The 20,034-nt window shown below is 72.2% G+C and carries 19 protein-coding genes; 7 read left to right on the forward strand and 12 right to left on the reverse strand.

The genetic code is table 11. From position 1 onward, the window contains the following. Positions 1 to 33: 33 nt before the first annotated feature. The 3 genes from ABZ117_RS22190 to ABZ117_RS22200 all read right to left on the reverse strand — a co-directional run bounded on the left by ABZ117_RS22190 (position 34) and on the right by ABZ117_RS22200 (position 2,221). Positions 34 to 831 (reverse strand): SURF1 family protein, encoded by a 798-nt coding sequence (locus tag ABZ117_RS22190; RefSeq protein ID WP_356823253.1) that lies wholly within the window; start codon positions 829 to 831, stop codon positions 34 to 36. Between the two features lie 49 nt (positions 832 to 880). Beyond that, entirely contained in the window at positions 881 to 1,114 is a 234-nt protein-coding gene (locus ABZ117_RS22195) for a hypothetical protein (RefSeq protein WP_356823255.1), read from the reverse strand. Positions 1,115 to 1,237: 123 nt separating this feature from the next. Further along, positions 1,238 to 2,221 carry a DEDDh family exonuclease gene (locus ABZ117_RS22200; RefSeq protein WP_356823257.1) on the reverse strand — a complete coding sequence of 328 codons (984 nt, stop codon included), beginning with the start codon at positions 2,219 to 2,221 and terminating at the stop codon, positions 1,238 to 1,240. Between the two features lie 556 nt (positions 2,222 to 2,777). On the opposite strand from ABZ117_RS22200, the gene ABZ117_RS22205 reads away from it, so the two are divergent. Next, positions 2,778 to 3,488, forward strand: coding sequence for a VIT family protein (locus ABZ117_RS22205; RefSeq protein WP_356823259.1), 711 nt, complete (start codon positions 2,778 to 2,780; stop codon positions 3,486 to 3,488). 566 nt (positions 3,489 to 4,054) lie between these two features. On the opposite strand, the gene ABZ117_RS22210 is transcribed toward ABZ117_RS22205, so the two are convergent. After that, positions 4,055 to 5,458 carry a CoA transferase gene (locus tag ABZ117_RS22210; RefSeq protein ID WP_356823260.1) on the reverse strand — a complete coding sequence of 468 codons (1,404 nt, stop codon included), beginning with the start codon at positions 5,456 to 5,458 and terminating at the stop codon, positions 4,055 to 4,057. Between the two features lie 48 nt (positions 5,459 to 5,506). Then, entirely contained in the window at positions 5,507 to 7,027 is a 1,521-nt protein-coding gene (locus ABZ117_RS22215; protein ID WP_356823262.1) for a S8 family serine peptidase, read from the reverse strand. A 506-nt stretch (positions 7,028 to 7,533) separates the two neighbouring features. Between ABZ117_RS22215 and ABZ117_RS22220 the strand changes: the two genes are divergently transcribed. From ABZ117_RS22220 to moaA, 3 genes are all read left to right on the forward strand, one after another. Further along, positions 7,534 to 7,890 carry a DUF485 domain-containing protein gene (locus ABZ117_RS22220; RefSeq protein ID WP_356823264.1) on the forward strand — a complete coding sequence of 119 codons (357 nt, stop codon included), beginning with the start codon at positions 7,534 to 7,536 and terminating at the stop codon, positions 7,888 to 7,890. Then, complete coding sequence (locus ABZ117_RS22225; protein WP_356823266.1) at positions 7,887 to 9,542, forward strand: cation acetate symporter; 1,656 nt, start codon at positions 7,887 to 7,889, stop codon at positions 9,540 to 9,542. Before ABZ117_RS22220 ends, ABZ117_RS22225 begins: the two co-directional genes overlap by 4 nt. A gap of 172 nt (positions 9,543 to 9,714) precedes the next feature. Continuing rightward, entirely contained in the window at positions 9,715 to 10,704 is a 990-nt protein-coding gene (gene moaA / locus ABZ117_RS22230; protein WP_356823268.1) for a GTP 3',8-cyclase MoaA, read from the forward strand. Positions 10,705 to 10,742: 38 nt separating this feature from the next. Here the strand turns inward: moaA and ABZ117_RS22235 are convergent, their stop codons facing one another. Next, the gene (locus ABZ117_RS22235) at positions 10,743 to 11,387 is read right to left on the reverse strand and encodes an NAD(P)-binding domain-containing protein (protein ID WP_356823270.1); all 645 of its coding nucleotides are present in this window, start codon (positions 11,385 to 11,387) and stop codon (positions 10,743 to 10,745) included. A gap of 59 nt (positions 11,388 to 11,446) precedes the next feature. Next, positions 11,447 to 12,247, reverse strand: coding sequence for an inositol monophosphatase family protein (locus tag ABZ117_RS22240; protein ID WP_356823331.1), 801 nt, complete (start codon positions 12,245 to 12,247; stop codon positions 11,447 to 11,449). 131 nt (positions 12,248 to 12,378) lie between these two features. Here ABZ117_RS22240 and ABZ117_RS22245 point away from each other — a divergent pair, with 131 nt between their 5' ends. Continuing rightward, entirely contained in the window at positions 12,379 to 13,311 is a 933-nt protein-coding gene (locus tag ABZ117_RS22245; protein WP_356823272.1) for a LysR family transcriptional regulator, read from the forward strand. Between the two features lie 56 nt (positions 13,312 to 13,367). Here the strand turns inward: ABZ117_RS22245 and ABZ117_RS22250 are convergent, their stop codons facing one another. Together ABZ117_RS22250 and ABZ117_RS22255 are read right to left on the reverse strand one after the other, a co-directional pair. Beyond that, positions 13,368 to 13,604, reverse strand: coding sequence for a hypothetical protein (locus ABZ117_RS22250; RefSeq protein WP_356823274.1), 237 nt, complete (start codon positions 13,602 to 13,604; stop codon positions 13,368 to 13,370). A 216-nt stretch (positions 13,605 to 13,820) separates the two neighbouring features. Continuing rightward, positions 13,821 to 14,189, reverse strand: coding sequence for a DUF3099 domain-containing protein (locus ABZ117_RS22255; protein WP_356823276.1), 369 nt, complete (start codon positions 14,187 to 14,189; stop codon positions 13,821 to 13,823). A 255-nt stretch (positions 14,190 to 14,444) separates the two neighbouring features. On the opposite strand from ABZ117_RS22255, the gene ABZ117_RS22260 reads away from it, so the two are divergent. Further along, positions 14,445 to 14,726, forward strand: a complete 282-nt coding sequence (locus ABZ117_RS22260) for a GlsB/YeaQ/YmgE family stress response membrane protein (protein ID WP_356823278.1) — start codon at positions 14,445 to 14,447, stop codon at positions 14,724 to 14,726. Between the two features lie 91 nt (positions 14,727 to 14,817). On the opposite strand, the gene tyrS is transcribed toward ABZ117_RS22260, so the two are convergent. Genes tyrS through ABZ117_RS22275 form a run of 3 tightly spaced genes read right to left on the reverse strand, consistent with a single transcriptional unit; the run spans position 14,818 to position 19,060 of the window. After that, the gene (gene tyrS / locus ABZ117_RS22265; RefSeq protein WP_356823280.1) at positions 14,818 to 16,086 is read right to left on the reverse strand and encodes a tyrosine--tRNA ligase; all 1,269 of its coding nucleotides are present in this window, start codon (positions 16,084 to 16,086) and stop codon (positions 14,818 to 14,820) included. Positions 16,087 to 16,142: 56 nt separating this feature from the next. Further along, positions 16,143 to 17,540 (reverse strand): TldD/PmbA family protein, encoded by a 1,398-nt coding sequence (locus tag ABZ117_RS22270; protein WP_356823282.1) that lies wholly within the window; start codon positions 17,538 to 17,540, stop codon positions 16,143 to 16,145. Continuing rightward, positions 17,537 to 19,060, reverse strand: a complete 1,524-nt coding sequence (locus ABZ117_RS22275; protein ID WP_356823284.1) for a TldD/PmbA family protein — start codon at positions 19,058 to 19,060, stop codon at positions 17,537 to 17,539. Before ABZ117_RS22275 ends, ABZ117_RS22270 begins: the two co-directional genes overlap by 4 nt. Positions 19,061 to 19,309: 249 nt before the next feature. Between ABZ117_RS22275 and fabG the strand changes: the two genes are divergently transcribed. Continuing rightward, the gene (gene fabG, locus ABZ117_RS22280; protein WP_356823286.1) at positions 19,310 to 20,029 is read left to right on the forward strand and encodes a 3-oxoacyl-[acyl-carrier-protein] reductase; all 720 of its coding nucleotides are present in this window, start codon (positions 19,310 to 19,312) and stop codon (positions 20,027 to 20,029) included. Positions 20,030 to 20,034 lie beyond the last annotated feature (5 nt).

Consider the following 20,034-nt stretch of genomic DNA (forward strand, 5'->3'; position numbering starts at 1 on the left):
CGGTCTCCGCCTCGGACCTGGGCGGTGCGCGCCTCAGACCGTGGCCGGCTCGATCTCCTCCGGCTTCCGCTCGGCCGCGGCCTCCTCCCGGTCGCGGATCTCGCGCCGGACCAGGAACCACCAGCCGACCGGTACGGCCGCCGCGAACAGCCACCACTGGATCATGTACGCGTAGTTCAGCGGGGCGTCCTCGCTGCCCGGGTCGGAGATCTGCTCGGGGGAACCGCCCCTCGCCGCGGGCGCGGTCTGCTCGACGTAGCCGCCGAGTACCCGCGCGCCCAGGCGGTGCGCCTCCTCCGCGCTGTTGATCAGCATGATCTGCCGGTCGGGGAGACCCTTGACGTTCTTGATGCCGCTCGCCGCGGTGGTCTCGTCGGCCTTCAGCCGTCCGGTGATCGTGGTCCGGCCGGCCGGCGGGGCGGGGATCTTCGGGAACGCGGTCTGCACGCCGTTCGCGGGGATCCAGCCGCGGTTGACGAGCAGCACCTTGCCGTCCGTGAGCACCAGGGGGGTCAGGACGTGGAAGCCGACCTCGCCGTCGGCGCTGGTGCGGCGCCGGACCACGACCTGCCTGGCGGTGTCGAAGGTGCCGGTGGCGGTGACCGTGCGGTACTTCTGCGTGCGGGTCACGGCGTGCCCGGGAGACGTGAGCCGCTCCACCGGGACCGGTTCGGCGTGCAGCGCGGCGGAGACCAGGTCGTTACGGGCGGTGCGCTCCTGGTACCGGTGCTGCTGCCAGAAACCCAGCTTGATCATCGTCGGGATCAGCGCGATCGCGACGAGGGTGAGGATCACCCACTGGCGGGACAACAGGAAGCGGTAGCGGTGCACCCCACGACGGTACCTCCGGGCCGCGGGGTGCAATCAGGCGGGTACCGGGTCACACCCGGTCGACGATGCCCGCGTTTCCCTCGGCGCGGGCGCAGTGCGCGCCGCAGAACCAGTGCCCGTCGACGTCGACACCCTGGCCGATGATCTGCACGCGGCAGTGCTCGCAGATCGGGGCCATGCGGTGGATCGCGCACGAGAAGCAGTCGAAGACGTGCACCGCGCCCTGCGCGTGCACCTCGAAGGTCATTCCGTAGTCATTGCCGCAGACTTCACATGTCGCCATGGGCCACAGGGTGAGCCGTCGCCGATCCGCGGGCGAGCCGGCGCCGGGTGAGTCGTGCGGCAATCACCCGTTCGTACGGTGACCCGCCGGGGCGAGGGTTGACCGGCGGACCCGCCGCCCGGTTCACCCGTCGGCGGGCTCGACGTCGCCGAGCAGCTGCCCGAACGCGGCCTCGTCCACGACCGGCGTGCCGTACTGCCGGGCCTTGACCGTCTTCGAGGTGCCCGAGTCCGGGTCGTTGGTCACCAGCAGGCTGGTCAGCCGGGAGATGCTGGTGGCGACGTGCAGTCCGGCCTGCACGGCCCGGTCCTCCAGCAGTTCGCGCTCAGTGGACGTGTCACCCGAAAAGGCTACCCGCATGCCCTGTTTGAGGCGTTTGCCCTCTTCGTAACGGCCTGGGTTGGGATGCGGACATACCGGACGTTTGCGGGAGGGGCGCCAACCGCCGGACGGGTAGCCGCCGTAGCCGCCCGACGCCTGCCGGGGCACGGACCGGTCCGACCACTCGGTCAGTGGCCGGCACTCCAGCAGCGGCAGCCGTACGCCGCCCACCGCCGCGGCCCGCAGGCTCGGCCGGAACGCCTCCGCCAGCACGCGCGCGTCGTCCAGCGCGTGGTGCGCCCGCTGCTGCACCACCCCGAAGTGCGCGGCCAGCGACTCCAGCTTGTGGTTGGGCAGCGGCAGGCCCAGCTCCTTGGAGAGCGCGATGGTGCACAGCCGTTGCCGCACCGGCGCCTCGCGCCGCACGCGCGCGTACTCACGGGCGATCATCTGCCAGTCGAAGACGGCGTTGTGCGCCACGAGGACCCGGCCGTCCAGGCGGGCGGCGAACTCCTCGGCGATGTCCCCGAACAGCGGCGCGCCCTCCAGCACGTCACTCGTCAGACCGTGTATCCACACCGGCCCCGGATCGCGCTCCGGGTTGACCAGCGTGTACCAGTGGTCCTCGACCTCACCGCGCCCGTCCAGCCGGTACACGGCCGCGGAGATGATGCGGTCGTCGCGGGCCAGACCGGTGGTCTCCACGTCAACGACCGCGTATCCGCGCGGATACGCGGCCGGCCACGGGGTGGGGGAGGACACGGCGGTCGCATGGTCTTCGAGCATGGTCCCTGAGGATACGGGCCACGACTGACAGCGCCCTCCGTCAGGTACCGGCCGCGCCGCACGGGCTCGCCCGCCGCCCACGCGCGCGTGCCGCAACACCGGGAGCGCACCGTCGAGTTCGGTCCGCGCCCACAGGGGCGCCCCGGCACCGCCACCGGGCCCCCGGCCGCCGGCGGTCCGGACGGCGCGGTACGCGGCCGTGTACCGGGGCCGGCAACACGTGCTCACCGGCGATGTCTTCACCCGCCCGGGCATCGGCGCCCTGCGGCCTCCCACCGGCCCGCCATCCTGAAAGTTGCGCCCGTTCGGGGATGGTATGCCCCGTATGACCCTTCGGCTGTAGCCCCGTACCCTGGGCGCCGGTTGGCCCGTACCCCGGCGAACTGCTCCACCGGTCGACCGGGTTGGCGGAGCCGCCGCAGAGGGCCGGTCCGGCACCACGGCAGGGCCCCGCCGGCCCCGCCGAGCCTGTCGCGTCGGCGACGGCATCGAGCGACGGCACCGGCAGGAGCGTCGGTGCGGTTGCCGTGACCCTCGGGATGGCATCCTCCGTGCTGTGACGGAACCCACCCACGACGAGACCCACGGCGGCGCGCTCGGCTCCCGGCTGAACTGGCTCCGGGCCGCCGTGCTGGGCGCGAACGACGGCATCGTCTCGACCGCGGGCCTGGTCGTCGGCGTGGCCGGGGCGACCGGGAGCCGGGCCGCCCTGCTGACCGCCGGACTGGCCGGTCTGCTGGCCGGTTCCATGTCGATGGCGGCCGGTGAGTACGTCTCCGTCTCCACCCAGCGTGACTCCGAGATGGCGGCGCTGGCCGTGGAGCGCCGGGAGCTGCGCGAGCAGCCGGAGGCCGAACTGGAGGAGCTGACCGAGCTGCTGGAGGCGCGTGGCCTGTCCCGGCAGGTGGCCCGCGAGGCCGCCGAACAGCTCACCGCGCGGGACGCGTTGAGGGCCCACGCGCGCGTGGAGCTGGGCATCGATCCCGACGAACTGACCAACCCCTGGCACGCGGCCTGGGCGAGCTTCCTGGCCTTCACCGTGGGCGCGCTGCTGCCGCTGCTGGCCATCGTGCTGCCGCCGGCGAGTCAGCGGCTCCCGGTCACGGTGGCCTGCGTACTGGCCGCGCTCGTCCTCACCGGCTGGAGCAGCGCCCGCCTCGGCGCGGCCGACCCGGGGCGCGCGGTGCTGCGCAACGTGGCGGGCGGCGTGCTGGCGATGGGCGTGACGTACGCGGCGGGGAGCCTGCTGGGCGCGGCGGGCGTGTGACGGTCACGCGGCGGGACCGGCCGAGCCTCCCAGCGAATGCCGGAACAACTGAAGGCGTCCCGAAGCGCACTCGGTCACCCACCGAGGTCACCGTACGAGCCTCCTTCGAAGCGGCACCCGCCAGGCGCGGCAGCGACCCGTGGACGTACGCCGCGAGACGGCCCGGCACCCACTGCTGACAGCGCCTGCGAACCCCTGAAGGCGCCGACGCCCGCTGCCCGGGACCACGACGATGCCCCGGGCAGCGCCAAGGCCACCCGTGGCGTCACAGCCAGCGGGCCGGGTTCGAGCCCAGGGCCCGGGATGGCCGGGCTCTGGGAGGGTGGGGGCCGCCGCCCCGAAGCCCTGCAAGCATCGGCGCCCGCTGACGGGGGCCGCGACAGCGAACCGGGCGACGCGAGGGCCACTCGTGGCGTCACAGCCAGCGGGCCGGGTCCCAAACCCAGGGCCCGGGATGGCCGGGCTCTGGGAGGGTGGGGGCCGCCGCCCCGAAGCCCTGCAAGCATCGGCGCCCGCTGACGGGGGCCGCGACAGCGAACCGGGCAGCGCCAAGGCCACTCGTGGCCTCACAGCCAGCGGGCCGGGTCCGAGCCCCAGGGGCCCGGGGGGCGGGTCCAGGCGGTGGGGCCGTCTGTGAAGGACACGGCCGGGCCGGCGTGCCGCAGTCGGCCCAGGGGACCGTCGGTCCTGGTCAGCCAGGCCTCCGGGCCCGGGTACGCTGCCGCCTCGGCCGGGTCCGGGTACGGTGCCGCCTCGGCCGGGTCCTGGCCGAGGCCGGCCGTCAGCCAGTGGGCGGTCCGGGCCAGCGCCAGCCGGACCAGCCGGCTCCCGCCCTCGTACGACTGCTCGGTCAGCGCCCGCAGCACGGCCGCCGCCAGCAGATAACCGGTGCCGTGGTCCAGGGCCTGCGCGGGCAGCGCACCCGGCTCCCCGGCCGATCCCTCGGTCACCGCGATGCCGGTGGCGGCCTGCACCAGGCTGTCGAAGCCGCGCCGCCCGCCCCACGGCCCGTACGCGCCCCACGCCGACACCTGTGCCACGATCAGGCCGGGGTGCCGCGCGACCAGTTCCCGCGGGGAGAGCCCGAACCGGTCCAGGGCGCCGGGCCGGTACCCGGTGACCACGACGTCGGCCGCGCCGAGCAGATCCTCGAAGGTGTCCCGGCCGACCGCCAGATCGAGCGTCGCGGACCGTTTCCCGAAGCCCGTGTCGGCGTGCTGGTCGGGGAGTTCCGGCAGCCACGGGGCGTCCACGCGCAGCACGTCCGCGCCGAGCAGCGCGAGGGTGCGGGTGGCGACCGGGCCCGCCAGAACCCGGGTCAGGTCCAGCACGCGCACTCCGGCGGCGGGCAGCAGGGGAGCGGTGGCCGGATCGAGCGGGGGCAGCACGCGCGTACGTGCCGCGTCCAGCCGCTCGCGCTCGACCAGCGGCCGCAGGGCCACCTCGGCGGCCTGTTCGTGCGCCTGCCACTGCGCCGGCGTACGCAGGGCCACCGCGAGGCCGCCCGCGCCGCGGACCGCGTCCTCCGCCTCCAGGGCGGACAGCGCGGCGAACCGGCCGGCGGCCTTCTCCACCGGGGCGTCGTGCGGCAGATCCAGCGCGCCGAGCAGCCGGGCCCGGTGGTGCGGGTAGTTGGCGTGGGTGCGCACCCAGCCGTCGGCCGTCCGCCAGAACCGGGACAGTGGCGCGAAGAGGACCGGTGCCCGTCCGTCGACCCGCAGGAGGCGCTCGCTGTGGAAGGCGGCGGCGACCGCACCGTCGTCGACCCGGACGCCCGGCACCTCGCCGAGTCCGGCCCGGCGGGCCGCCAGCTCGGCGGCGGCCAGCGCGCACGCGCCCACGCACGCGCGGGCCAGCTGCCGTACGGGAAGGCGGGCCGGGAGCACGCCTTCCCGTACGACGGTGGTGAGCCGTGCGAGCCGGGCGGGGTCACCGCCCAGCGCGGACCACGCGTAATTGAGTGCAGTCATGACTGCACTATGCAGTATTGACTGAATCAATATATCGAGGGAGGGGGTCTACCTCGTCACGGCGGCCAGCGCGTCCGCCGTCCCCCAGCCGTAGAAGCCGTTGTGGTTCCTCGTCCCCTCGCACACCGCGTCCACCTTGCCGTCCCCGTCGATGTCGTACGGGTCCGTGCACGGCGTAGCGTCGGCCTCCGCGTACAGCAGTGCCTTGACGAGGGCCGCGGAGGCGTGCGGATGGGTTGACTTGATCAATGCGGCGACCCCGGCGACATGCGGTGTCGCCATGGACGTGCCCGCCATGTAGCCCCACTTGCCGCCGGGCAGCGGGCCCAGGATGAGGCCGCTGGTCGCCGGGGGCCGCGGCGCCTGGTAGGCCGTCGAGTCACCGCCGGGCGCGGCGATGTCGATCACGCCGAGGCCGTAGTTGGAGAAGGAGGACTTCAGGCCCTTGGCGCCCGTCGCCGCGACCGTCACGACACCCGGCAGCTGGGTCGGTATGTCGTAGCACGTGTGCGGGTCGATCACCCGCGGGGAGGGCGTGCCGTCGTTGGGGGAGACCGGGTCGGTGATCGAGTGGGAGGCGAGGTCGTAGCGCTCGTTGCCGGCCGCCGCGATGTTGACCGTGCCCTTCTTCTCCGCGTAACGCGAGGCCCGGGTCACGGCGTCCACGAGCGCCCTCTGGTCCGGGTCGGTGGTGCAGTTGAAGTACCACGGGTCGGTGTAATAGCTGTTGTTGGTCACGTCGACGTGGTGCTCGGCCGCCCACACGAAGCCGCAGACCACGGCCTCCGTGTAGAAGTATCCGTCCGGGTTGGCGACCTTGATGCCGGCGACCCTGACGCCCGGTGCCACACCCGTGACGCCCACGCCGTTCTTCGCCGCCGCGATCTCGCCCGCCACGTGCGTGCCGTGTGGACTCTCCGACGCGCTCGGCCGCCAGGCGCCGTCCGTCGTGTCCGGCCTGCCCGACACGCAGTTGGCGGACGCCTCGCGGTCGAAGTTGGGCGCGATGTCCGGGTGGGTGTCGTCGACGCCCGTGTCGATGACGGCGACCGTGACGTCGCGGCTGCCGAGGGTTATCTCGTGCGCCTTGTCCGCCTTGATGGCCGGCAGGTCCCACTGGAGCGGCTCCAGCGGGTCCTGGCCGTCGGCCGCCCGGGTGCCCGCCTCGGCAACCTCCTCGGCGCCGAGCACCTTCGGCGTGCCGACGTCGGTGGTGGACTGGGCGGGCAGCGGCGCGTTGCGGGTGGCACCAGCCGAGTCGACCCCGGGCACCGTGCGTATGGTCTCGGCGAACCCGGGGTTCGCGGAGTGGACGACGATCACGCCGATCCGGTCGTAGGTGATCACCACCGAGCCCCCGGCCTCGGCGATCGCCTTCCGCACGCGGTGCGCGACACCGTGCCCCGGGCCGACGTTGACGACATAGCTGAGTACGGGCCCGTCGGCGGCGGACACCGGGGCGCTCCCGGCGGCGGACGCGGTGGTGCCGGGCAGGAACGCGAGTGCCGTGGCGAGGGCCATCCCGGCCGGGAGGGCGAGGGCGCGACGGCGGCGTGGCTTGACGGTCATGGGTCGGTTCTCTCCAGTTCGTTCGCGGTACGAGCGGTACGAGCGGGTCGTGCGGGACTGCGGCGAGGCGCCGCCCTGGCGGCGGTCAACCGGCCGCGCGCAGCACGTCGAGAACCGGCGCGGCGAGCGCGAGCCGGCGTCCGGAACGCAGATGAGCCATGGGATCTCCACATCATCCGGGTACAGAACCGCCCGGGGCACGGGTGATGCCTGGGCAGGTACATGACGGGTGGTGCAGGCCGAAGCTATCTGCCGCGCCCGGTCTCCGGAAGAGCCCGACGCGTGCCGCCCGGAAGCCGCGCACCCGCGCACTCCCGCGCGCGTGCGCCCGCGGAACCGAACCGGCGTGAACCACTCCGCGCGCGGCGCCGTGACCGTGATCAGGGGGGCCGGCCCGATCACGGTTCCCCGGAACACGAGAAGCAGGGCGCCACGTGACATCCGGTCACCTGGCGCCCGCCCAGCCGAGTCGGACAACGCGCAGGTCCGTCACCCGAGGAGACTCCGTGGCCACCGAGACACCGCCCCCCGCGACACCGGGGGCCCCACTTCCCTCCACCGAGGAGTCCACCGAGGTGCAGCAGAGCGCGGAATTCGGTGAACTGCGCCGCGCCCACCGCTCCTTCGCCTTCCCCCTCACCGTCGCCTTCATCACCTGGTACCTGCTGTACGTCCTGCTGTCCAACTACGCGGGCGGCTTCATGGGCACCAAGGTGGCCGGCAACATCAACGTGGCTTTCGTCCTGGGCCTCGCCCAGTTCCTCACCACGTTCCTCATCGCCTGGTGGTACGCGCGGCACGCCGCCGCCGAGCTGGACCCGCGGGCCGACGCCATCAAGTCCCGGATGGAGGGCGGCGCATGAGCCCCGCACAGCACACCCTTTCGGCCGCCGGCCGGGCATCGCACACCCTGCTGGCCGCCGGTGAGGCGAGCGAGCACCGGACCCTGATCATCACCCTGTTCGCGGTGTTCGTCGTCGCGACCCTCGTCATCACCGTCTGGGCCGGCCGGCAGACCAAGGACGCCGCCGACTTCTACGCCGGCGGACGGCAGTTCACCGGCTTCCAGAACGGACTGGCCGTCTCCGGGGACTACATGTCCGCCGCGTCGTTCCTCGGCATCGCCGGCGCCATCGCCCTGTTCGGCTACGACGGCTTCCTGTACTCCATCGGCTTCCTCGTCGCCTGGCTCGTCGCCCTGCTCCTGGTCGCCGAGCCGCTGCGCAACTCCGGCCGCTACACGATGGGCGACGTCCTGGCCTACCGGATGCGCCAGCGCCCCGTCCGCACGGCCGCCGGCACCTCCACGATCGTCGTGTCGATCTTCTACCTGCTGGCCCAGATGGCGGGCGCCGGCGTCCTCGTCTCGCTGCTGCTGGGCATCACCAGCGACGGCGGCAAGATCGGCATCGTCGCCCTGGTCGGCGTCCTGATGATCGTGTACGTCACCATCGGCGGCATGAAGGGCACCACCTGGGTCCAGATGGTCAAGGCGGTGCTGCTGATCGCGGGCGCCCTGCTGCTGACCTTCCTGGTGCTGCTCAAGTTCGACTTCAACGTCTCGGACCTGCTGGGGAAGGCCGCCGCCAACAGCGGCAAGGGCTCGGCGTTCCTGGAGCCCGGCCTGAAGTACGGCGCCACCGGCACCACCAAGCTGGACTTCCTCTCGCTCGGCATCGCCCTGGTCCTCGGCACCGCCGGTCTGCCGCACATCCTGATCCGCTTCTACACGGTCCCCACCGCCAGAGCCGCCCGTAAGTCGGTCTTCTGGGCGATCGGCCTGATCGGCACCTTCTACCTGATGACCCTCGCCCTCGGCTTCGGAGCGGCCGCACTGATCAAACCTGACGAGATCACCGGCTCCAACAAGGCGGGCAACACCGCAGCCCCCCTCCTGGCGCTGCACCTGGGCGGCCTCCACTCCGACTGGGGAGCCGTCCTGCTCGCCACCATCTCGGCGGTCGCCTTCGCCACCATCCTCGCGGTCGTCGCGGGCCTGACCCTGGCCTCGTCCTCGTCCTTCGCCCACGACATCTACGCGAACGTCATCAGGAAGGGCCAGGCCACCGAGAAACAGGAGATCAACGCGGCCCGCTACGCGACCGTGGGTATCGGTGCCGTCTCCATCCTCCTGGGCGCCCTGGCCCGCGACATGAACGTGGCCGGACTGGTGGCCCTCGCCTTCGCGGTCGCCGCCTCCGCCAACCTGCCGACCATCCTCTACAGCCTGTTCTGGAAGCGGTTCACCACCTCGGGCGCCCTGTGGTCGATCTACGGAGGCCTGGTCACGGCGGTCGGCCTGGTGCTGTTCTCGCCGGTGGTCTCCGGCAAGGAGTCCTCGATGTTCCCCGGTGTCGACTTCCACTGGTTCCCGCTGGAGAACCCCGGGATCATCTCCATCCCGGTCGGCTTCCTGCTCGGCGTCGTGGGCACCCTGCTGTCGAAGGAGGTCCCGGACGCCGGCAAGTACGCGGAGCTGGAGGTGCGGTCCCTGACCGGCACCGGAGCGCACTGAGGGTTCGTACGGACGGCCGCGTCGCGGGGGACTGTACGGTCCTACGACGCGGCCGTGCCGCACCTCGTGGGATCGGGCCGCTGTCGTTGTCGGTGCGGTCACGTAGGCTCGCAGATGACAGGAGACACGCAGCCGATACGGAGCGAGTGATCCGGAGAGGGAGGGGGCCCACGTGCTCATCGACACCTACGGCCGGGTGGCCACCGACCTGAGGGTCTCACTGACCGACCGGTGCAATCTGCGCTGCACGTACTGCATGCCGGAAGAGGGCCTCCAGTGGCTGGCCAAGCCCGACCTGCTCACCGATGACGAGATCGTCCGGCTCATCGACATCGCGGTCCGCACGCTCGGCATCGAGGAGGTCCGCTTCACCGGAGGCGAGCCGCTGCTGCGTCCGGGTCTGACCGGCATCGTCGAGCGGGTCGCGGCCCTCGCCCCGCGCCCCATGATGTCCCTCACCACCAACGGCATCGGCCTCAGGCGCACCGCTGCCGCGCTGAAGGCGGCGGGCCTGGACCGGGTCAACGTCTCCCTGGACACCCTCCGCCCGGACGTCTTCAAGACCCTCACCCGCCGCGACCGTCACAAGGACGTGCTGGAGGGCCTGGAAGCCGCCCGGGAAGCCGGTCTGACCCCCGTCAAGGTCAACTCGGTCCTGATGCCGGGCCTGAACGACGACGAGGCCCCGGACCTGCTCGCCTGGGCGGTGGAGCACGACTACGAGCTGCGCTTCATCGAGCAGATGCCCCTGGACGCCCAGCACGGCTGGAAGCGCGAGGGCATGGTCACCGCCGGCGACATCCTCACCTCGTTGCGCACCCGCTTCGGCCTCACCCCCGAGGGCGCCCAGGAGCGCGGCTCGGCACCGGCGGAACGCTGGCTGGTGGACGGCGGCCCGCACCGGGTGGGCGTGATCGCCTCGGTCACCCGCCCGTTCTGCGCGGCCTGCGACCGCACCCGCCTCACCGCCGACGGCCAGATACGGACCTGCCTGTTCGCCACCGAGGAGACCGACCTCCGCGCGGCCCTGCGTTCGGGCGCGCCGGACGAGGAGATCGCCCGCGTGTGGCGCCTGGCGATGTGGGGGAAGAAGGCCGGAGCGGGCCTGGACGACCCCTCGTTCGTACAGCCGGACCGGCCCATGTCCGCGATCGGCGGCTAGCAAATCGTCGGTTCCACTGCGTGCTGCCGCCCGGTGGCTCAGCGGGCGAGGGAGACGGCGAACGGCTCGAAACCGTGCCGGCGCAGGATGTGCGGCACGACCAGGATCATGGCCTCGGTGGCGCGGGCCGTGGTGATGTCCCCGAGGTCCTCGATCCACGCGGGCTGCCAGCCCAGGTCGCCGAGCAGGCCGGTGACGGTCGTCTTCGCGGGCGCGTCGTCGCCCGAGACGTAGACGGTCGGCGGGGTGGCCAGCGCGCCGGGGGCGGTCATGACCATGAACAGCATGGTGTTGAGGGTCTTGATCACACGGGTGTCGGGGAGGGCGGCCTGAAGCCGTTCGGCGAGGCTGCTGCCGGGATAGCACAGGTCGCCGGGCAGGCCGTCGACGTCACGGGTGGCGTTGGAGACGTCGACGAGGATCTTCCCGGCGAGTTCCGTGCGCAGGCCGGTGAGGCGGTCCAGGGCGCTGTCGCCGGGCGTCGCGTTGATCACGAGGTCCGTGGTGCGGGCGGTGGTGCGCTGGTCCGAGAAGGAGATTCGCGGGTCGACGACGCCGGTGAGCGCCGGGGTGCGCTCGTCCGGGTTCCGGCGGCCGAGGACGACGTGGTGTCCGGCCGCGGCGAGCTTGCCGGCGAGGTTGGCGCCGACGCGGCCGGCGCCCAGAATGCCGATGCGGGTCATGAGGTGATGCTCCTTGCGGTGTCGGCTGGGAGGAACGGGAGCGGGCCGCTTCGCGGTGCTCAGGCGATCGCTGACAGGGCCGCGAGGGCGGCAGCGTGGACGCCGGGAGCGGCGGCCAGGAAGTCCCGGCCGGCCGTGGTCCACGGTTCGCCCGCCAGGTCGGTGACGGTGCCGCCGGCCTCGGAGACCAGCAGGGCACCGGCGACCAGGCCGGAGCGGACATCGGAGAACTGCCAGAACGCGTCCATGCGTCCGGCGGCGACGTGGATGAGCTGCATCGTGGCGGGAACGGACACCCGCACGACGAGTCCGGCGGTGAGCATGGCGGTGACCGAATCGCCGATCCGCCGGTAGGTGCGCACGTCCTCACCGGGCTTGGCCTGACCGGTGCCGACGAGCGCCGCGCCCAGGCCGGACTTGGCGGACACATTCAGAGGCCGGTCGTTCAGGCGGGCACCGCCGCCGGCGGCCGCGGTGTAGGTGTCGCCGGTCAGCGGCAGGTGGACGACGGTGAGCACCGGCTCGTTGTCGCGGACCAGGGTGGCGGTGACGGCCCAGTCCGGCATGCCGTGGACGTGGTTGATGTTGCCCTCTGCGGGGTCGACGACCCACCACTCGCCGGGCGGCAGCGCGCCGCCCGCCAGTTCGTCCTCGGCCCACTGCGATCCGCGCCGGGCCCGCAGCAGCGGTTCCCGCAGCACGTCCAGCACCGCGTCGTCGTTGGCGTGGAGCTCCTGGACGACCTCGTCCAGGCTCACACCCCGGGGGTGCGGGGTGTAGCGGTCGAGCAGCGTGCGGCCGGCGGTCCGCACCGCGGCGGTCACGTCGGACATGAGCGTCGTGCCGGCGGCGAAAGGCATGGCTGTGCTCACGGCGTGGCTCCCTGGGATTCGGTCGGTCGCGGGGCGGCTTGTCCCGCGCCCGCTCCTCGAAGGTAGGCCGCCCGACCATTAACAACAAGTGCATGCTTTTCACTCGTAGAGTTACTCTCATGCAACTGGATCTGAACCTGCTCACGGCCCTGGACGCGCTGCTCGAAGAGGGCAGTGTCGCCGGCGCCGCGGCCCGCCTCCACGTCACCGCACCGGCGATGAGCCGCTCCCTGGGCCGCATCCGCAAGGCCACCGGTGACCAGATCCTGGTCCGTACCGGCCGCAGCATGGTGCCCACCCCGCGCGCCCTGGCCATCCGCGCCCAGGTCCACGCCCTCGTGCAGCAGGCCCACCAACTGCTGTCCGCACAGCAGGAACTCGACCTGGCGGCACTGGAGCGGGTGTTCACCGTGCGCTGGCACGACGCGCTGACCACCGCCTGCGGCACGGCCCTCATCACGGCCGTCCACCGCCAGGCCCCCGGCGTGCAGCTGCGCCTGCCCGCCGAGTCCGGCACGGACACCCCCGAGCTACGACGGGGGGAGGTCGACCTCGAATCCAGCTCCGGCCGGCCGGCACTCCCCGACATCCGCCACCGCCTCGTCGGCCGCGATCAGCTCGTCGTCGCCGTCCGGCCCGGCCACCCGCTCACCGAGGGCCCGCTGAGCATCGAGCGCTACGCCGCCGCCGAGCACCTCACCGTCTCGCGGCGGGGCCGGCTGCGCGACCCGGTCGACGACGCCCTGACCGCACGCGGGCGCGAACGCCGTGTCGTCGCCACCGGGCCCACCCTGGCCTTCGCGCTGCAACTCGCGCCCGAGACCGACCTGGTGCTCACCCTGCCCGACGCGGTCACCCGTGCGGCCCGGGACCGGCTCGGCCTGATCACCCTGCCGCTGCCGCTCCAGATGCCGGCCGTCCCGCTGTACCTGCTGTGGCACCAGCGCCACGACGACGACCGTGCCCACACCTGGCTCCGCGACCTGGCCACCGAAACCGTCCGGGCACTGTTCTCACAACCGCCCGCCCCGCCGCGGGACGTCACCCCCTGAACCGGGCGCCGACGACCGGCATCCGCGGATCGATCAGCGGTTCAGGAGGGCCTTCGTCAGTCCGCCACCGGCGGCCCGGCGTCTTCGGACGCCTGCCACTCCTCGAGCGTCACCACGTCCTTGAGGAACCCCCGTACCCCGAGGAACTGCGACAGATGTTCGCGGTGCTCGTCGCAGGCGAGCCACGTCTTGCGGCGCTCCGGAGTGTGGATCTTGGGGTTGTTCCACGCCAGCACCCACACGGCGCCGGTGCGGCAGCCCTTGGCGGAGCAGATCGGGGTCTCGTCACTCACGGGTTCGTCTCACCAGAACGGGGGGGAACAAGGCGACGCCGAGCAGCCACGGGGGGAGCTGCCCGGCGTCGGTCTGTCGCTCCGACGGGGGATGCGGAGCGCGTACGCAGTATGTCACGCACACCCCGCCGCCCGGCACCGGAACAGCAGGATTGATCTGAGGTTTTCTTGAGCTTGACATGTGACGGCATTCCGCTTCCGCGGCGTCCGCCGTGCTCAGACAGGACCGGGGCGCTCACCGGGCATTCCGGACGGCTCCGCCCGTTCGTCCTCGCCCGGTTCCGGCGGCGTGATCATCGGCCGCAGGGGCACGGTGACGAACGTCGACGGAAGCGACGGCGGCCTCTCCCGGCCCGCGTTGGCGATCACCACGGCGATGTAGGGGAGGACCGCGCCGAGCACGAGCGCGACGACGGCCACATACCGCTCGACGTTCCACAGACAGACCGCGAGGATCACCGAGAGGGTACGGATCGACATCGAGATCACATACCGCCGCTGCCGGCCCCGTACGTCCTCGGCGAGTCCCGTCCGGGCCCCGGTGATCCGGAACACCTGGACGTCGTCGCCGTGCTGCTTCCGCATCACATTCCACCATCCGCCCGCTTCGGACTTCCCCGGCTCGCGCCGCCGTCCACACCCGGCGGGGAACCGGAGGGGTGCCGGACCGGGGCACTGTCAACGGTACGCCGCGCCCACGCCGTCCACGAGACCGGGTCCCGCGCAACCTGCGGCGATGCGGGCCGCCCCGCCGCGTACGGCGGAACCCGGCATGCGCCCGACGGTGCGCGGCAGCACACTGACCGTAATGCTCACGTCGAGCCGTACGAGGAGGCAGCCATGGGCTGGTTGTGGGCGATCATCGTGGGATTCGTGCTGGGTCTGATCGCCAAGGCGGTCATCCCGGGCAAACAGCACAGCCCCCTGTGGCTGACCACCATCTGCGGTGTGCTCGGCGCCATCGTCGGCAACGCCGTGGCCCGCGCGCTCGGCGTGGCCGCGACCCCCGGCATCGACTGGAGCCGGCATGCCTTCCAGCTGGTGGCCGCGATCATCATCGTCGCCGCGGTGGACGCCCTGTACATGGCGACACTGGGCAAGCGGAAGCACCAGCGCGCCTGAGCCCCCGTGCGGCGGAAGGGGCACGAGGTGCGCCGGCGCCCGCCACCAGGCGGACGCCGCACACACCCCGCACCCACGCCCCTACGGCGTCTCAGCCGCCGGTGACCTCCACCGCGGCCAGGTTCTTCTTCCCCCGCCGCAGCACCAGCCACCGCCCGTGCAGCAGCGCGTCGGTCCCCGGGACGAAGTCCTCGGCGGCGACCTTCACGTTGTTCACGTAGGCCCCGCCCTCCTTCACGGTCCGCCGGGCGGCGGACTTGCTGGCCACGAGACCGACCCCGGCGAACAGGTCGACCACCGCGGCCGGCTCCGCGACCCGGATGTGCGGCACCTCGGACAGCGCCGCGGCCAGCGTCCGCTCGTCCAGCTCCGCCAGCTCGCCCTGGCCGAACAGCGCCTTCGACGCGGCGATCACCGCGGTCGTCTGGCCGGCGCCGTGCACCAGCGTCGTCAGCTCCTCGGCGAGGGCCCGCTGTGCGGCGCGGGCCTGCGGACGCTCCTCCGTCTGCCGCTCCAGCTCCTCGATCTCGGCGCGGGAGCGGAAGCTGAAGATGCGCAGGAACTTGGAGACGTCCCGGTCGTCCGCGTTGACCCAGAACTGGTAGAACGCGTACGGCGTGGTCATCTCCGGGTCGAGCCACACCGTGCCCGACTCGGTCTTGCCGAACTTGGTGCCGTCCGCCTTGGTGATCAGCGGGGTACCCAGCGCATGCACCTGGGCGTCCGGCGCGACCCGGTGGATCAGGTCCGTGCCGGAGGTGAGGTTGCCCCACTGGTCGCTGCCACCGGTCTGGAGCGTGCAGCCGTGCCGCCGGTACAGCTCCAGGAAGTCCATGCCCTGGAGGATCTGGTAGCTGAACTCGGTGTAGCTGATGCCCGCGTCGGAGTTGAGCCGCCGGGAGACGGCCTCCTTGGCGATCATCTTGTTGACCCGGAAGTGCTTGCCGATGTCCCGCAGGAACTCGATGGCCGACATGCCCTGGGTCCAGTCCAGGTTGTTGACCATCACCGCGGCGTTCGGCCCGTCGAAGTGGAGCAGCGGCTCGATCTGGGCGCGCAGCCGCTCCACCCAGCCGGCCACGACCTCCGGCGCGTTCAGCGTGCGCTCGGCCGTGGGCTTGGGGTCGCCGATGAGGCCCGTCGCCCCGCCGACCAGCGCCAGCGGACGGTTCCCCGCCTCCTGGATGCGGCGCATCGTGAGGATCTGCACGAGGTTGCCGAGGTGGAGACTGGGCGCGGTCGGGTCGAAGCCGCAATAGAACGTGACGGGACCGTCCGCGAACGCCTTGCGCAGTGCGTCCTCGTCGGTGGAGAGGGCGATGAGCCCCCGCCACTTCAGTTCGTCGACGATGTCCGTCACGGTTCTCGTGTCTCCTCGAAGATGTCCGGGCAGTCGGGTGACAGCCGCCTACGAGGTTATACGCCCTGACTGACAGAGCTCATGTTGAAATCGGGGACGCGCAGCGCGGGCATCGCGGTCCTCGTGAACCAGTCGCTCCACTCGCGCGGCAGCGTCTTCTCGGTCCGCCCGGCCTCCGTCGCCCGGCCGAGCAGGTCCACCGGCGACTCGTTGAACCGGAAGTTGTTGACCTGCCCGGTCACCTCGCCGTTCTCCACGAGGTACACGCCGTCCCGGGTCAGGCCGGTCAGCAGCAGCGTCGCCGGGTCGACCTCGCGGATGTACCACAGGCAGGTCAGCAGCAGGCAGGGCCCGCGCGTGTCCGCGACCATCTCCTCCAGGGAACGCTCCCGCCCGCCGTCCAGGATCAGGTTCCCCGGCGCCGGGGCGACCGGCAGCCCGGTCAGGCCCGCACTGTGCCGGGTCGTGGTCAGCCGCGTCAGCACCCCCTCGCTGATCCACTCGGTGGCGCCGGCCGGCAGCCCGTTGTCGAACACGGAGCGGTCACCGCCGGAGGAGTGCGTGACCACGAACGGCGAGCACTCCAGGCCCGGCTCGTCCGGGTCGCTGCGCAGGGTCAGCGGCAGTGTGCTCAGCTTCTCGCCGACCCTCGTGCCCCCGCCGGGCCGGGAGAACACCGTCCGCCCCTCGGCCGCGTCCCGGCCCGACGCCGACCACAGCTGGTAGATCAGCAGATCCGCGACCGCGGTCGGCGGCAGCAGGGTCTCGTACCGGCCCGCGGGCAGTTCCACCCGCCGCTCCGCCCAGCCGAGCCGTACGGCCAGCTCGGCGTCCAGCGCCCCGGGGTCGACGTCCTCGAAGTCCCGCGTGGAGCGGCCGGCCCACGCCGAGCGCGTACGGTCCGGCGACTTCGCGTTCATCTCCAGCGTGCCGCTGGGCTGGTCGTGGCGCAGGCGCAGCCCGGTGGACGTGCCGAGGTACGTCGACACCAGCTCGTGGCTGGCGAAGCCGTACAGCTCCCGGCCGCCCGCACGCGCGCGTGCGAAGGCCTCGCCGAGCGACGGGGCGAAGCCGGCGAACACGGCGGAGGAGGTCTCCGCCGGCGCGTCCGTGAAGTCCGGGGACTGCGGCGCCCCGCCGACCAGCGGCTGCGCGTCCTCGGCGGGCCCGGCACCGCGGGCCGCGGTCTCCGCGGCCCGCACCAGCGGCTCCAGCTCCTCGGGGGTGACCGCCGACCGGGACACGACACCGGAGGCGGTGCCCTCCCGGCCGTCGACGGTCGCGATCACGGTGAGCGTACGGCCCCGGGTGACCCCGTTGGTGGTGAGCGCGTTGCCCGCCCAGCGCAGGTTGGCGGTGGAGTGCTCGTCGGCGATGACGACACAGCCGTCGGCGCGGGACAGCGCCAGGGCCTGCTCGACGATCTCGTGCGGCTTGGTGGTGCGGGCGCTCATCGTCCGGCCTCCTGCGTGGTGTTGAGGATGTTCACTGCCCGGAACAGGGCGGAGGGGCAGCCGTGGGACACGGCGGCCACCTGGCCCGGCTGGGCCTTGCCGCAGTTGAAGGCACCGCCGAGGACGTACGTCTGCGGACCGCCCACGGCGGCCATGGACCCCCAGAAGTCGGTGGTCGTCGCCTGGTAGGCCACGTCCTTCAGCTGCCCGGTGATCCGGCCGTTCTCGATCCGGAAGAAGCGCTGCCCGGTGAACTGGAAGTTGTACCGCTGCATGTCGATCGACCAGGACCGGTCACCGACCACGTAGATGCCCCGGTCGACGCCCCCGATCAGATCCTCCGTGGACAGCCCGGCCGGGTCGGGCCGCAGCGACACGTTGGCCATGCGCTGTACCGGGACGTGATCGGGCGAGTCGGCGAAGGCGCACCCGTTGGACCGCTCGAACCCGGTCAGCCGCGCGATTCGCCGGTCGAGCTGGTAGCCCACCAGCGTGCCGTCCTTCACCAGGTCCCAGGACTGCGCCTCGACGCCCTCGTCGTCGTAGCCGATGGTCGCGAGGCCGTGCTCGGCGGTGCGGTCGCCGGTGACGTTCATCAGCTCGGAGCCGTACCGCAGCTTGCCGAGCTGGTCGAAGGTGGCGAAGGAGGTGCCGGCGTAGGCGGCCTCGTAGCCGAGGGCGCGGTCCAGCTCGGTGGCGTGGCCGATGGATTCGTGGATGGTCAGCCACAGGTTGGAGGGGTCGACCACCAGGTCGTACAGGCCGGGCTCCACGCTCGGCGCCCGCATCTTCTCGGCCAGCAGCCCGGGCATCCGCTCCAGCTCGGCGTCCCAGTCCCAGCCGGTGCCGGTCAGATACTCCCAGCCGCGGCCCGCCGGAGGTGCGAGGGTGCGCATGGAGTCGAACTCGCCGCTCGACCCGTCGACCGACACGGCCGTCAGCTCGGGGTGCAGCCGCACCCGCTGCTGGGTCGTCACGGTCCCGGCGGTGTCGGCGTAGAACTTGTTCTCGTGCACGGTGAGCAGCGAGGCGTCGACATGGTCGACGCCGTTCGCGGCCAGCAGCCGCCCGCTCCACTCGGCCAGCAGCGCGGCCTTCTCCTCGTCCGGCACCGAGAACGGGTCGATCTCGTACGACGAGATCCACGTCCGGTCGGCGTGCACCGGCTCATCGGCCAGTTCGACCCGTTCCGTCGACCCTGCCGCCCTGATCACCTGTGCCGAGAGCTTGGCCATCGCGACCGCCCGGGAGGCGACGCGCGCGGCGGCGTCCATGGTCAGGTCCACCCCGGAGGCGAAGCCCCACGTACCACCGTGCACCACCCGGACCGCGTACCCGAGGTCGGTGGTGTCCGACGTCCCGGCCGGCCTGGCGTCCCGCAGCCGCCAGGACGCGCTGCGCACCCGCTCGAAGCGGAAGTCCGCGTGCTCGGCCCCCAGCGCACGCGCGCGGGCCAGCGCGGCGTCGGCGAGGGCCCGGAGGGGAAGCGCCGTGAAGGCTTCGTCGATGGAATGAGGCACGGAGGTCTCCCTGCTGTCGTGGCCTGTCGCCCCGATCATGTCCTGCGGGCGGTCGGGCGGACCACACCTTCGGGGGGCGCGGACCGGCCGAATCTGTAGGGACCCGACAGCGACACTCCCGCGCCACTGTCGGTGCCCGAATGTCCCCGCGGGAATCCGGACCGATAGGTTTCTGGTGAAGCCGCCTGTCATCCAGGTGTCCGGGCGGATTGTCGGACTGCATCAGACCGCTATCGAAAGGGTGATCCGTTGAGCCGCTCGGTTCTCGTCACCGGAGGCAACCGGGGCATCGGCCTCGCCATCGCCCGCGCATTCGCCGACGCAGGCGACAAGGTCGCGATCACGTACCGCTCGGGTGAGCCGCCGGCCGCCCTGACGGAATTGGGCTGCCTGGCCGTCAAGTGCGACATCACCGACCCGGAGCAGGTGGAGCAGGCCTACAAGGAGATCGAGGACCAGCACGGCCCGGTCGAGGTACTGATCGCCAACGCCGGCGTCACCAAGGACCAGCTGCTGATGCGCATGTCCGAGGAGGACTTCACCTCGGTCATCGACACCAACCTCACCGGCACCTTCCGTGTCGTCAAGCGCGCCAACCGCGGCATGCTGCGCGCCAAGAAGGGCCGGGTCGTCCTGATCTCGTCCGTGGTCGGCCTCCTCGGCTCGGCGGGCCAGGCGAACTACGCCGCATCCAAGGCCGCCCTGGTCGGCTTCGCGCGTTCCCTCGCCCGGGAACTGGGCTCGCGCAACCTCACCTTCAACGTCGTCGCTCCCGGCTTCGTCGACACCGACATGACGAAGGCGCTCTCCGACGAGCAGCGCAAGAACATCGTCTCGCAGGTGCCGCTCGGCCGTTACGCGCAGCCGGAGGAGATCGCCGCGACGGTGCGGTTCCTCGCCTCGGACGACGCCTCGTACATCACTGGAGCCGTCATTCCCGTTGACGGCGGACTGGGAATGGGTCACTGATCACC

Source organism: Streptomyces sp. NPDC006309, from assembly GCF_040613095.1.
GTDB lineage: Bacteria > Actinomycetota > Actinomycetes > Streptomycetales > Streptomycetaceae > Streptomyces.